General features: G+C 65.3%; 11 protein-coding genes. 7 read left to right on the forward strand and 4 right to left on the reverse strand.

Going from position 1 to position 13,662, the window contains the following annotated elements:
- Nucleotides 1-99: 99 nt before the first annotated feature.
- Nucleotides 100-1,398, forward strand: coding sequence for a 3-phosphoshikimate 1-carboxyvinyltransferase (gene aroA, locus E2L06_RS05845; protein ID WP_138779495.1), 1,299 nt, complete (start codon nt 100-102; stop codon nt 1,396-1,398).
- Nucleotides 1,399-1,435: 37 nt separating this feature from the next.
- On the opposite strand, the gene E2L06_RS05850 is transcribed toward aroA, so the two are convergent.
- From E2L06_RS05850 to E2L06_RS05860, 3 genes are all read right to left on the reverse strand, one after another.
- Nucleotides 1,436-4,447, reverse strand: a complete 3,012-nt coding sequence (locus tag E2L06_RS05850; protein ID WP_138779497.1) for a PAS domain S-box protein — start codon at nt 4,445-4,447, stop codon at nt 1,436-1,438.
- A gap of 102 nt (nt 4,448-4,549) precedes the next feature.
- A complete protein-coding gene (locus E2L06_RS05855) occupies nt 4,550-5,284 on the reverse strand; it encodes a DICT sensory domain-containing protein (RefSeq protein WP_138779499.1) in 735 nt (244 codons plus the stop codon).
- Nucleotides 5,281-5,652 (reverse strand): hypothetical protein, encoded by a 372-nt coding sequence (locus E2L06_RS05860; protein ID WP_138779501.1) that lies wholly within the window; start codon nt 5,650-5,652, stop codon nt 5,281-5,283. Before E2L06_RS05860 ends, E2L06_RS05855 begins: the two co-directional genes overlap by 4 nt.
- Before the next feature lie 209 nt (nt 5,653-5,861).
- Here E2L06_RS05860 and aroC point away from each other — a divergent pair, with 209 nt between their 5' ends.
- The 6 genes from aroC (at nt 5,862) to E2L06_RS05890 (ending at nt 11,764) form a co-directional block, all read left to right on the forward strand.
- Complete coding sequence (aroC, locus tag E2L06_RS05865) at nt 5,862-7,013, forward strand: chorismate synthase (protein WP_138779503.1); 1,152 nt, start codon at nt 5,862-5,864, stop codon at nt 7,011-7,013.
- 102 nt (nt 7,014-7,115) lie between these two features.
- Entirely contained in the window at nt 7,116-7,895 is a 780-nt protein-coding gene (locus tag E2L06_RS05870) for a PHP domain-containing protein (protein ID WP_138779505.1), read from the forward strand.
- Nucleotides 7,896-8,101: 206 nt separating this feature from the next.
- The gene (locus E2L06_RS05875) at nt 8,102-9,148 is read left to right on the forward strand and encodes a thiamine pyrophosphate-dependent dehydrogenase E1 component subunit alpha (RefSeq protein ID WP_138779506.1); all 1,047 of its coding nucleotides are present in this window, start codon (nt 8,102-8,104) and stop codon (nt 9,146-9,148) included.
- Nucleotides 9,145-10,146, forward strand: a complete 1,002-nt coding sequence (locus E2L06_RS05880) for an alpha-ketoacid dehydrogenase subunit beta (protein WP_138779508.1) — start codon at nt 9,145-9,147, stop codon at nt 10,144-10,146. The genes E2L06_RS05875 and E2L06_RS05880 overlap by 4 nt, the downstream gene beginning before the upstream one ends.
- A gap of 12 nt (nt 10,147-10,158) precedes the next feature.
- Nucleotides 10,159-11,187 carry an NAD(+)/NADH kinase gene (locus tag E2L06_RS05885; RefSeq protein WP_138779510.1) on the forward strand — a complete coding sequence of 343 codons (1,029 nt, stop codon included), beginning with the start codon at nt 10,159-10,161 and terminating at the stop codon, nt 11,185-11,187.
- Nucleotides 11,188-11,254: 67 nt separating this feature from the next.
- Nucleotides 11,255-11,764: a VOC family protein gene (locus tag E2L06_RS05890; RefSeq protein WP_138779512.1), complete on the forward strand. Its 510-nt coding sequence runs from the start codon at nt 11,255-11,257 to the stop codon at nt 11,762-11,764.
- Between the two features lie 28 nt (nt 11,765-11,792).
- Here E2L06_RS05890 and E2L06_RS05895 read toward each other — a convergent pair whose 3' ends face one another.
- Nucleotides 11,793-13,616 carry a 2-oxo acid dehydrogenase subunit E2 gene (locus E2L06_RS05895; protein ID WP_138779514.1) on the reverse strand — a complete coding sequence of 608 codons (1,824 nt, stop codon included), beginning with the start codon at nt 13,614-13,616 and terminating at the stop codon, nt 11,793-11,795.
- Between the last annotated feature and the right edge of the window lie 46 nt (nt 13,617-13,662).

The raw sequence follows: 13,662 nt of genomic DNA on the forward strand, positions 1-13,662 counted from the left end.
CTCTCGGAGCGGGTTAGGGGGTTTCGCTTTCGATCCGCTCGAGCGGGTCGGACTCGCAGGATCGGTATCGGTAAGACGGGGCCACCCCACAGGGCGACCATGAACGTCACTATCACGCCTTCGCGCGTCGCCGGGACGGCGCGGGCACCGCCGTCGAAGAGTTATACACACCGTGCGATCCTCGCGGCGGGCTATGCCGGCGAAGCGACCGTTCGCGACGCCCTCTGGAGTGCGGACACGCAGGCGACCGCCCGCGCCGTCGACTTGTTCGGCGGCGACGTCGACCGACACGACGACGGCACGCTCGAGATCGACGGCTTCGATGGCCGCCCCGATGTGCCGGCGGATGTCATCGACTGTGCGAACAGCGGCACGACGATGCGACTCGTCACCGCGGCGGCGGCGCTCGCTGACGGCACGTCGGTGCTGACCGGCGACGAGTCACTGCGCTCGCGCCCGCAGGGGCCGCTGCTCGAGGCGCTCGCCGACCTCGGTGTGGAAGCGGACAGCACACGCGGAAACGGGCAGGCTCCGCTGGTCGTCACCGGCCCGCTGGCTGGCGGTGCAGTCTCGATTCCGGGTGACGTCTCCTCGCAGTACATCACCGCCCTGCTGATGGCCGGCGCGGTCACCGACGAGGGAATCGAACTCGACCTCGAGACCGAGCTCAAATCCGCACCGTACGTCGATATCACGCTCGAGGTGCTCTCCGACTTCGGCGTCGACGCCCACAAGACGGAGACCGGCTTCGCGGTCGACGGCGGGCAATCCTACGCGCCTGCAGGCGGCGAGTACGCAGTCCCCGGCGATTTCTCGTCGATCTCTTACCCGCTGGCGGCGGGTGCGATCGCCGCCGCCGAGGGCGAGACGGTTCGGATCGAGGGTGCCCACCCCAGCGCACAGGGTGACAGTGCGATCGTCGAGATCGTCGAGCGGATGGGTGCCGATGTCGACTGGAACCAAGACGAGGGGACGATCGACATCTCGCAGGCCCCACTCTCCGGTATCGAGGTCGACGTCGAGGACACACCTGACTTGCTCCCAACGATCGCGACGCTCGGAGCGGTCGCCGACGGCGACACACGGATTACGAACGCCGAGCACGTCCGCTACAAGGAAACCGACCGCGTGAGTGCGATGGCCGAGGAGTTAGGCAAGATGGGCATCGAGACCACCGAAGAGCAGGACTCGCTGACGATCCACGGCGGCGCGTCAGAACTCGAGGGGGCGACCGTTTCGGGCCGCGATGATCACCGGATCATCATGGCGCTCGCACTCGCGGGACTGGTCGCCGACGGCGAGACCACCGTCGAGGGTGCCGATCACGTCGACGTCTCGTTCCCCGGCTTCTTCGGCATGCTCGAGGAGGTGGGCATCGACCTCGAGCGACGGGCGTAACCGCTGTGTGGCGGAGGGCAGCCGACACACGACGCGGTCAAGGCCCCCTCGAGCCCGAAAGTAACGAGTTGAAGATCTTCTTCTGTGCGCGCCGGAGGTGCTGATGGAACGTCGCCGGTGCGATCTCGAGCGACGCGGAGATGTCCTCGCCAGTGGCATCGCGAGGCCACTCGAAAAAGCCCGCGTGATAGGCGGCCTCGAGGGCCGCTCGCTGGCGGTCGGTAAGCTCGTCCGTCAGCACGTGACGGACGCGTTCGGCGGTGGTGTCGGGACGTGTGATCTGGCGATGTTTCAGCAGTTCCGCGGCCGGATAGGTTGTCTGCACGACATCGATCGCTCGCCGAACGTCAGCACCCGGTGCGAGGAGAACCGTCATCCGGTAGTCGCCGTCTTCGATGACAACGCGTTCGATGGCCCCTCCCAGCGAGGCAATCGTCGACAGCACCGGCGGGTCGGAAAGCCGGAGTTCGAAGCTCGTCGGCCCGTCTGCGGTCCGATAGGTGACATCCACCCAGTGTGGAAGCGCGTCGACGAGTGCGTCCATTCCCGCGATCGCATCCTCGGTGATCGTCCCGTAGACGAGGTACTCGTCGTTCTCGATGGGGACCATGTGATCGATCGTGATCGAGCCATCGGTCGTCATGTCGGCGCCGACGGCGGCGAAAATATCGCGAACGCGAAACTGGAGTTCGACGACGTCGTCGCTCATCAACGCCCGCTTGCGCTCGGTGGCAGCGATCGCATGGCCCACTACCTCTCCCAGTTGACTGATGACTGCCCGTTCCTCGTCCTCGAACGCGTCCGATCGGTCGGCGTAGACGTTCAATACCCCGTAGACGGTGTCCTCGTAGATGATCGGGATCGCCGCCGACGAGCGGAAGCCGTACTGTTCGATGTGGTCGCGCCAGGGGTCGTGTCTGCTGTCGGCCTCGATATCCTGTGTCGTCTGGGTTTCGCGCTCGAGGATCGCCCGGCCAGTCGGCCCCCGACTGCGCTCGTCGTCGGGGTCGGTCGAGATCGTGATCTCGTCGAGATAGCCTTCGACACCGGCCTCCGTTCGCATAGTTACCGTCTGGGTTGCGATGTCGACGTCGCCGATCCAGGCGAACAGGTACGACTCCGTCTCGGCGAGGCGCTCACAGACGACGCGCTCGATCTCTTCGCGTGTCGACTGAGCGATCACCTCGTCGGTGATGCTGCGGACGACGTCGTTGAGGTTGTTAAGCGCGGCGAGTTGCTCGCGCTGGCGCTCGAGGTCCTGTTCGTGCTCGATCCGCTCGGTAACGTCCTGAAACGCACCACGAAGCGTTACCACTTCGCCATCGGCTTCCACAGGATTGCAAATGCCCCGGACCCATCGCAGGCCACCGTCGGCCGGTTCGATTCGGAGCGTGAGATCGTATGGTTCACCGTCTTCGATCGCGTGCTCGACCGCCTCGCGGATCCGCGGCCGATCCTCGGGATGGTAGAACGAGATCGATTGCTCGCGTTCGATTTCCTCATCGGGTGAGAGACCGTAGATCCGATAGACCTCGTCGGTCCACCGGAGGTCGGCGGGCGTCGTGGTCACGTCGAGTTCCCACGCACCCACGTTCGCCAGTTGCTGGGATTGTTCGAGCAGTTCCGTCGTTCGCTCGAGACTGGCTTCGTGTTCGCGGAGCTGGCGCTCTTTTCGCTTGTGCTCGGTGATATCCGTAAAGTAAATCGAGAGGCCAGATTCAGAGGGGTACACTCTGACGAGCTCCCAGATGTCGAGTGGCTCAGAGTAGCGTTCGAAACTCGTGTCGGTCTGGGTGGCGAGCGCCGTCTCGAACCGGTCACGGAGTGGATCGGCGTCGTCGACGGACAGCGCCTGCCAGATGTTCCTGCCAAGTAGTTCGGACTCAGGATGGCCCAGCAGCGTTTCGGCGCGGTCGTTGACGTAGGTAAATCGCAACTCGTTGTCGAGTGCGTAGAACGCGTCGTCGACCCGCTCGAAGACCCCCTCGAGTTCGGCCACGAGTTCGTCGTGCTGGCGCTCGAGGTGGCGTGCCTGCTCTTTGAGTTTCGTAATGTTGTCGATCGTGACGACGACACCGTGATCGTCGATCGGTTCAGCGTTTATCGAGAGCCACCGCAGCTGGCCGTCGTGGCCGCGGACCTGACTGTGCTGGTCGACGACCGACTCGCCGGTCGCGAGCACCCGCGGTGCCGGCCGCTCCGCATATGGGATCACCGCCCCGTCCTCGTCGAGCAGGGGCTGGTCACCAAGCACGTATGTCTCCGGATCGTCCCCAGCCAGCCCAAGGCACTCGATGAACTGTTGGTTGACACGTTGCACTTCGCCATCAGCGTCGAAGATGCCGATCCCCGTTGGACTCGCCTCGAGGACGCGCTCGAGGAGGGTTCGTTCCGCGCGATGGGCGTGCTCCGAGCGTTTCCGGTCGCTGACGTCGTAGTAGAGTTCGATTCGGCCGCCGGCGTAGTCGCCGGACTCGATCGGCTTGCTCCGGTGCTCGAGCCAGCGCGCTTCGCGGTTCTCACTCGCCGTGACGAGACACTCGAACCGTTCGGCATACGTATTGTCCTCGTAGGTTGCCAGCACGGTCTCGGCGAACGATGCACCGTCGTCGATAACGGTCGAGAGGTGGTCCGTCACGAGCGCTCGTTTGTCCCGGCCGACTGCGTGTTCGCGATCGAGATCGAAGTACTGCTCGGCCGTCTGGTTGAGCCACACCACCTCGAGATCCGCATCGAGGACGAACAGGCCGATCTCCGCGTCGTTGATCACGTCGTCGACCAGTGGTCCAGTAACGGTTGTACGCTCCTGGTCCCCGCCTGCAGTGGCCCGCCCGCCCGCTGCCGGTGGTTGCCACCAGACGCGGGCGCTCGCACCGACTTTCTTCGTCTCGAGCCGGTCGCGCTCGACGAGCCGGTCGAGCCGGTCGTAGGTGCTCCGGCGGCCGAGATCGAGCCGGTCCGCTACTTCGCTCGTTGTCCGCGGGACCCCAGCGTTGTCGAAGCACGCAAGCGTTTCCCTGAGACTGTCGGTCAACGCGGAAGCCGTCATTGCCCTCTTTAAATTGCCTCGGTCGTATAACCCCTCCGCCGACGGAGTCTGTTCCGGGGCGGAAGCGCCATAGCTGGCCAAGCGGACGTGTCCACAGGAGAGTCACTCGGGGATCTCGTACGTCGTCTCGAGATACGTGATCAGCTCTGCGACCATCGCCGGATCGTACGTCCAGAACCCGTAGAACGACCCCGGATGGCGCTCTTCTGCGAGTAACGCACAGGCTTCCTGCTCGTTGTCGCCACCGTCGAAGACGACGAACCAGTAGTCGCCGAGCTCGCTGTCGCGCTCCGAGACGACGGCCACACCCTCGGGGACGGGCTCGGTCCACTCGTCGTCTATAAACACCGCGACCGTCAGCGAGTCGTGACGCCCGAATCGCTCGTAGACGTCCGTCTGTGCCGCGAACGCCGGCGCGCGTTCGAACCCCGCATACAACCGGCCGGCCCCGACACGCCACGCCCGGTCTTCGATCTCGCGGGTCGTTGCCAGCATCTGCCGACGACTGTAGGAGGTGAACAACGTCTCCTCGAGGAAGCTGAACAGTTCCGCTCGATCGTCGTCGGTCTCGGCGAGTTCCCACGGCGGATGGGTCCGCGGCGAGAGGAGCGCCGCAAACTGATCGAGTCCTAACGCACCGCGGAACGTGCCGTCGGCGCTCCGGATGATCACGAACCCCGTCCCGTCGAGCGGGCCAAGCGACTGGCGGCCCACGTCGACGTTTCGCGTCTCGAACTGCCGACGGAGCCCCTCGAAAACCGCGTCGTCGTCGGTATGGACCTCGAGCGTTTTCCGTTGGCCTTCGACCGTCTCGATTGGATCACCAAGTTCGTTCATGGCTCCGAGTCGGTCACCCCCAGCGCGGCGCTGACGGCCTCCGGAATGTCGGTGTCGGTGACGGTCTTCGCCGCAGTATCGAACGTAATGAATCCCAGGTCCTCGAGTCGAGGCAGGATCGAATGATACAGCCGCAGTCGAATCCGGTCGTGGTCGGACGGTGCGGCGATCGTTCCCGTCTCGCTGGCGGCTGCGGCGGCGACCACGTCGGCCAATTCCTCGAGCGACGGCGCTGGGCTGTCGTGGAGGTAGACGAGCACGGAGCGAGTGTGGCAGTCCCCGAGCAAGCGGACGACATCGTCGAACGGGAACTCGTCGGCCGCTACGCGGAGCGCACGCAGATCGGGTTCGAACTGTTCGTCGCTCATAGCTAGTCATGTGTTTGCACATCACAAATAGATGAGCGCGTCGCCTGCAGCGACAGCCAGCACCTATCGCGCCACGCGTTCAGTTGGCACCCACACCAGAGGTGTCCGCCTCTCCACTGTCGTGACGGACGCCGATCGCACAGGTGACGGGTAGGCCGTCGTGCGAGAATCCTGCAGGGCTAAGTGTCCCCGTCCCCGAGGACGTGGTAATGAACGGCAACCGCTTCGGTCGCCTCTTTCAGGTGACCACGTTCGGCGAGAGCCACGGGGAGGCGATGGGCTGTACCATCTCGGGCTGTCCCGCCGGCCTCGAGCTGACAGAAGCAGACATTCAGAAAGACCTCGATCGGCGCAAGCCGGGCCAGTCGATGATCACGACCAGCCGCGGCGAACCCGACGACGTTGCGATCAAATCCGGGATTCAGGATGGCTACACGACGGGCACGCCGATCGGCCTGGTCATCCAGAACAAAGACGCCCGCTCGGGCAAGTACGAGCCCTTCATCACCGCGCCGCGACCGAGCCACGGCGATTTCACCTACTCGGCCAAGTTCGGCACGCGCAACTGGGGCGGCGGCGGCCGTTCCTCCGCGCGTGAGACGGTCAACTGGGTCGCCGCAGGCGCGATCGCGAAGAAGCTCCTGGCGCGCGAGGGGATCGAGCTCAAAGCCCACGTCAACCAGATCGGTGATATCGAGGCCCCAGAAGTGAGCTTCGAGGAGATCCTCGAGCACTCGGAAGAAAACGACGTCCGGTGTGCCCACCCCGAAACCGCCGAGGAGATGCAAGAGCGGATCGCGGAGTATCAGGAGGAGGGCGACTCCATCGGCGGCAGCATCTACTTCGAGGCCCAGGGCGTCCCCGTCGGCCTCGGCGCGCCGCGTTTTGACTCCCTCTCCGCGCGACTCGGCCAGGCCATGATGGCCGTCCCAGCGGCGACTGCCTTCGAGTTCGGCCTCGGTACGGAGGCCGCCGAGTGGACCGGCAAGGAGCGCAACGACGACTGGGAGTTCGACGACGAGGGCAATCCGGTTCCCGTGGAGAACGACCACGGCGGCATCCAGGGTGGCATCTCGAGCGGCGAGCCGATCTACGGCGAGGTCACGCTGCACGCGCCGACGTCGATTCCCAAGTCCCAGCAGACTGCCGACTGGGAGACCGGCGAGCTCAAAGAGGAGAAGGTCATCGGCCGTCACGACCCCGTGCTCCCGCCCCGTGGCGTTCCCGTCGTCGAGGCGATGCTCGCGCTGACGCTGGTCGACTTCATGCTCCTATCGGGCCGACTCAACCCCGACCGCGTCGACGACCAGCCCGGCGAGTACGACACGAATTACCACCCGAGCAACCCACGTAACGAGTAACGCTCCGTCGCCGGCTGCTAACGTGCGCGGGCGTTCTACCTATTGATTCGAGCGGCGTTTCTCGAGCGTAACATCTAACCCGTCCTCCGTGGTCGACGACGTATGCGGGATTTTCACGTCCACTCGAACTATTCGGACGGCGAGTTCCTCCGGTCGATGGTCCGAGCTGCCGAGTCGGCCGGGCTCGAGGGCGTCGGTGTCGCCGACCACTGCAACGTGGCCACGCGCGACTATCACGCGTCGATGCGTAGCGTCTACGGGTTCAATCTCGATCTCACCTACGAGCGTCGCCGGCAGGGGATCGACCGCGTTCGCGAGGAGTTCAGTCTCGAGATTTACGACGCCGTCGAGATGGACTACGATCCGCGAGACGAGGCCGCCATCGACGCCTTCCTCTCGGAGGCGGGATTTGACTACGCGATCGGGAGCGTCCACGACGTCGACGGCCGTAACGTGCAGGTATCGTCTCACTTCGACGCGATGAGCGGCGCCGAACGCGACGCGGTCGTCGACGACTATTTCGACCAGCTCGTCGCGCTCGTCGAGTCGGAACTGTTCGAAATCGCAGCCCACGTCGACTTGCTCGAGCGGACGCCGCCGTTGCGAGGCCGGGCGACTGACGACCACTACCGGCGCGTGGCACAGGCGTTCGCCGACTCGCGGACGATCCCCGAGATCAATGCCGGCCGGGCGCTGTCCGACGCCGGCGTCGTCCACCCGTCCGATCGATTGCTGTCGCTCCTCCGCGAGTACGACGTGGCCGTGACCGTTGGCACTGACTCCCATCGGCCGACCGAGATTCCCGATCGTGTCGACTTCCTCGCCGATTTTATTGCTGAGACCGGCCTCGAGCCGGTCGTTCCCGACGGATTCGAGCGGTGACGAAGAGCGGGCGGGCACGATTGCGCGCAAACGGCGACCTCTCCGCCGGGAGAGACTGGCAGACGTCAGTTCCGACGTATTCGCGACTCGAGTGAGATCAGTATCAAACCGTGTAAGTCGCGTTTCAGATACAGTTTCCCGGGTAATACTACACAATTATAAATGCTAGATATATGTGGGATGGTGCCGTACCTCAGGATAGCCACATGGCAAATTTTGACCTTGAAACTGCAGACGGTCGACGGGAAGCACTACGCCGGATGGTAACTATCCGGGCGTTCGACGAAGAGGCAGGGGATCGGTTCGCAGACGGCGAGATACCGGGGTTCGTCCACCTGTATATCGGTGAGGAGGCGGTCGGCGTCGGCACCTGTGCGTCGCTCGATTCAGACGACTACATCGCGAGCACGCACCGCGGGCACGGCCACTGCATCGCGAAGGGGCTCGATCCGAAGTACATGATGGCCGAACTCTACGGCAAGGCCGAGGGCTACTGTAATGGGAAGGGTGGCTCGATGCACATCGCGGACGTCGACGCCGGGATGCTCGGCGCGAACGGCATCGTCGGTGCGGGGCCGCCGATGGCGACCGGCGCGGCGCTGTCGATCGACTATCAGGACCGCGACCAGGTTGCGGTCGGCTTCCTCGGCGACGGCGCGGTCGCCCAGGGACAGGTCCACGAGGCGATCAACCTCGCTTCGACGTGGGACCTGCCGGCGATCTTCGTCGTCGAGAACAACCACTACGGAGAGGGGACGCCGGTCGAGAAACAGCACAACCTCGACAACCTGAGCGATACGGCCCAGGCCTACGACATCCCCGGCGTGACGGTTGACGGCATGGATATCACTGCCGTCGCGGAGGCGGTCGCCGAAGCCCGAGAGCGAGCGCGCGCCGGCGACGGGCCGACGATGGTCGAAGCACAGACGTACCGCTACCGCGGTCACTACGAGGGCGACGAGGAGCCCTACCGCGAAGACGAGGAGATCGAACGCTGGAAAGACCAGGATCCGATCGAATCGTTCAAAGACCGACTGATCGAGCGCGGCGAACTGACCCAGGAGGAGTTCGACGACCTCCGATCCGAGATCGAGGCGTCGATCGACGACGCCGTCGAATACGCACAGGAGACGGACGCACCGGAAGCGAGCGCGGCCTACGAAGACATGTTCGTTGACCAGCCGCCGGAACTCGAGCGATTCGCGAACGTCGCCCGGACTGACGGCGGCGAAAACGGAGGTGACCACCGATGACTGCACAGGCAGAACTCGAACAGGAGACCGAGACGATGACCGTACGGGAGGCGATCCGACAGGGCCTCCGCGAAGAACTCGAGCGCGACGAGGACGTCTACCTGATGGGCGAAGACGTCGGGCTCTTCGGCGGCGTCCTTGAGGTAACGGGCGGCCTCTACGAAGAGTTCGGCGAGGAGCGGGTCCGGGATACGCCGATCAGCGAGGCCGGCTTCATGGGCGCGGCGACCGGCGCGGCGGCGACGGGGACGCGGCCGGTCGTCGAGCTCATGTTCTCGGATTTCATGGGCGTCTCGATGGAACAGATCATGAACCAGATGGCGAAGATGCACTACATGTTCGGCGGGAAAGCTGAACTGCCGGTCACCGTCCGGACCACCGAGGGAGGTGGCATGGGCGCCGCCAGCCAGCACTCGGGGACGGTCCATACCTGGATCGCCCACTTCCCAGGGCTGAAAGCCGTCGCTCCCGGAACCGCGGCGAGCGCGAAGGGGCTGACGAAAGCCGCCATCCGCTCGGACGATCCCGTCTTCGTCTTCGAGAACAAGATGATCTACGAACAGTCGGGCGAGGTCCCGACGGACGAGGACTATACGGTCCCGATCGGCGAGGCGGCCGTCGAACGCGAAGGTGAAGACGTCACCGTCGTCGCCACCCAGCGACTCGTCGGCGAGTCACTCGGCGTAGCCGACTCGCTCGAGGGCGACGTGAGCGTCGAGGTCATCGACCCGCGCTCGCTGTACCCGCTCGATACCGACACGATCGTCGAGAGCGTCGAGAAGACGGGCCGACTCGTCGTCGCCGACGAGAGTCCGCTCTCCTATGGCACCCACGCGGAGATCGCCACGCGCGTCCAGGAGGAGGCGTTCTTCAGCCTCGACGCACCGATCCAGCGGGTCGGCACGCCGGATACGCACATGCCGTTCAGTCCACCGCTCGAGCAGGAGGTCCTGCCCGATGACGACGATGTCAGAGCCGCGATCGAGCGGATCTCATAACGAGGTCTCCACGTGGCGACTATCGGACTGATCGTCAACCCCGCGGCAGGACGGGACATCCGCCGGCTCACCGGCGGCGCGAGCGTCGTCGACAACTACGCGAAGCGCCGGGTCGCCGAGTGCGTCTGCGACGGCCTGACCGTCGCAGGCGAGCCCGTCGAAGTGCTCGTCATGCCCGACCGGACAGGAATCGCCGACCACGTGGTCGCGAAAGCACCTGAAGATGAAGGAATAGACGCGACGACGCTCGAGATGCCGATCGAGGAGAGTTCGGCCGACACCCGACGGGCAGCAGCCCGCTTTCGTGACGAAGCCGACGCCGCAGTCGTCCTCGGCGGCGACGGCACGACCCGCGACGCCGCGCTCGAACTCGGTGACGTCCCCCTTGTTGCCGTCTCGACGGGCACGAACAACGTCGTCCCTGCAGCCGTCGACGGCACCGTTGCGGGCGCGGCTGCGGCACTCGTCGCGACTGGAACGGTCCCAGCCGACGCGGTGACAACGCGACACGGTACGGTCGAGGCACGCGCCGAGACGCCGACCGGCGAGCGGCGGCTGACCGGACTTGCAGCCGCAGAGGTCTCCTCGAAGTCGTTTATTGGGACACGCGCGCTGCTCGATCCGTCCGATCTCCGCGGCGGGGTCGTGTCACAGGCCCACCCCGGAAACATCGGGCTCCCAGCCGTCGCAGGCGCTCTCGAGCCGCTGTCTCCCATTGATCCTGGCGGCGTCGCCGTCCGACTCACCGATCCCGACGATGCGCCCCGATGCGTCCGTGCAATCGTCGCGCCGGGCGTCACCGCGACGATCGGCGTCGCGTCGTGTGAGCGACTCGAACCGAACGAATCCGCCACGTTCGACGTGCCCGACGGCGTCGTCGGGGCCGACGGCGAGCGCGAACTCGAACTCACGGACGCGATGGTCGAACTGACGCCGGTCCCGGACGGGCCGCGACTCGTCGACGTCGACGCGACGCTCGAGGCGGGCGCACGAACTGGCGCGTTCGAGGTCGCCCCCATCGACGAGCCGCGGACGGAGTAGCCGGTGTCAGGGCGGCGGGCACGGGCAAAGGATTACATCGACCGTTGTGGTACCGACTCTCGCCACAATGGTAAGCGACAACATTCCACAAGTGGACGTCGAGATTCCAGAACTATCGCAGGTCGCGTTCGTCGTCGAGGACATCGACGACGGGATGGACCGGTTCGGCTCGATCCTCGGGGTCGGCCCGTGGGAGGTCTATCGGTTCGAGCCGCCGACGCTCACCGACCGGACCTACCACGGCGAATCACACGAGTATTCGATGGTACTCGCGCTCACCCAGCTCGGCGAGACGATGATCGAGCTGATCGAACCGCTCGAGGGAGAGAGTATCTACACGGAACACCTCGAAGAACACGGCGAAGGGCTCCATCACGTCGCCTGTTTCGCCTTCGACGATCCACACGCGGTCGTCAAGGAGTTCGAAGACGCCGGCCTGCCGGTCATCCAAAGCGGCAACTACGGCGGCACCGAGTACTGGTACTTCGACACCGCCGACGAACTCAACGGCGCGATCTTCGAGACCGCGGCGAACGTCGACGCGATGCCGGAACCGGATCGGACGTACCCGGAGTAACGGACCGTCAAACGGGCCGTCCCCGATTTTAGAGCCGTTCCCAGGAGAGGTCGAGTTCGAGGTCCTCTCGAAGCATCTGCGAGACGTGACAGCCCCGCTCCCCGAGGTCGACGAGCCGGTCGACGGCCTCGTCGTCTGCGTCGGTCGCGAGCCGGATCGTCGCCGCGATCTCTTCGACCGACCCCTCGTCGGGAGTCCCGTCGACGTCGACCCGAATTTCGTCGACCGACATGTCGCGTTTGCTCGCCTGGAACCTGGTACTCAGCGAGAGACACGAGGCGAGGCCACTGAGGGCGACGTCGACCGGGGTCGGGCCGGTCTCGGTGCCGCCGCTGGATTCGGGTTCGTCGTACGTCCACTCGAAGGAGCCCGCCTCGATGCGACCGTGCATTCCCTCGGGGTTCGTGGCGGTAACCGACCGGCCGGGCATCTCTGTCTCGGCCGCACTGCCGGCCCCGCGGTCGGCCGCCTCGGCAACGTCGTCCGGAAGCAGCGGCCACGGTTCCTCGACGTAGTCGACGAGCGTCTCGAGGAATCGAGCGGCGTCCGCGCCGTCGACGACCCGGTGGTCGAACGAGAGATCGAACGGGAGGTGGCGTCGCCATTCGATGCCGTCGTCGTCGCCACGGGTCGGCTGTTCGGTGATGGCGTCGACACCGAGGATGGCGACCTGCGGCGGGTTGATGACCGGGTCGAACGCCTCGATGCCGAGGACGCCGAGATTCGTCACGGTGAACGTCCCGCCCTGGAGATCGTCCATCGTGTAATCACCGCTGGTCGCACGGCCGACGAGGTCCCGTCGCTCGTCGGCGAGTTCGGCGAGCGATTTGCTCTCAACGTCCGGGAGTACGGGCGCGATCAGCCCCTGTTCGATATCGACGGCGATCCCGATGTTGTGTTCCTCCCAGAGTTCGTGGACGTCGTCTTCGAACGTCGCGTTGAACGCGGGGTGATCCGCGAGCGTCGCCGAGATTGTCCGGAGGAGGACGTCCTGGACAGAGACGTCGGTCTCGAGGACGTCGTCGGCAGCGTCGGCAGCCGAAAGCAGCGCCTCGGCGTCGGCCTCGCGGTGGACGGTCACGTGGACGGCCTCGCGATCGCTCTCGCTCAGCCGCGAGGCGATCGTCTTGCGCATCCCGCCGAACGGCCGTTCCGCCGCGAGCGTTCGACTCGTCCCGCCGGTCTCGGCAGCGGCGGCCGCCTCGACGTCGTCTTCGGTGATCGCGCCCTGATAGCCGGTTCCTTCGACGGTTGTGAGATCGACACCCAGTTCGTCGGCGCGGGAGCGCGCCCGCGGTGACGCGTTCAGCTCGCCAGCACCTTCTCCCGTCCCCTCGCTGGCCGCCCGTTCGACGTCCTCCTCGGTGATCGACCCCTGATAGCCGGTTCCTTCGACGGTCGATAGCTCGACACCCAGTTCGTCCGCCCGATCTCGGGCTCGGGGTGAGGCCTGGACTTCATCGGCTGTCGCCCCACCGGCGCTGGTATCGCCCCCGCTTGCGGCTGGTTCGGCCGTGCTCTCCTCCGGTTCCGGCTCGGACTCGGCTTCGTCGACCTCGACGTTGGCTTCGAGATCGGCTGTCGCTTCGTCCTCGAGATCGCTGATGTCGGCATCGCTCGGTGCGACGATCCCGATCGGGGTCCCCGGCGGGACCGTCTCGTCGACCTCGAGATAGGTCCGTCGCAACACGCCGTCTTCGCGGGCCTCGACTTCCCCGATACTCTTTTCCGACTCCACTTCTGCGACTAACTCTCCCTCGGAGACGGCGTCGCCCTCATCAATCGCCCACTCGAGAAGCGTTCCGCGTTCCATCTCGAGCCCGAGTTTCGGCATCCGAACGATGTAACCCATGGGATAGGATAGCATGAATAGGATATAAAAGGTACCGGCGGTCGGT

The sequence above is a fragment of the Haloterrigena sp. H1 genome (assembly GCF_005938085.1).
Taxonomy (GTDB): Archaea; Halobacteriota; Halobacteria; order Halobacteriales; family Natrialbaceae; genus Natrinema.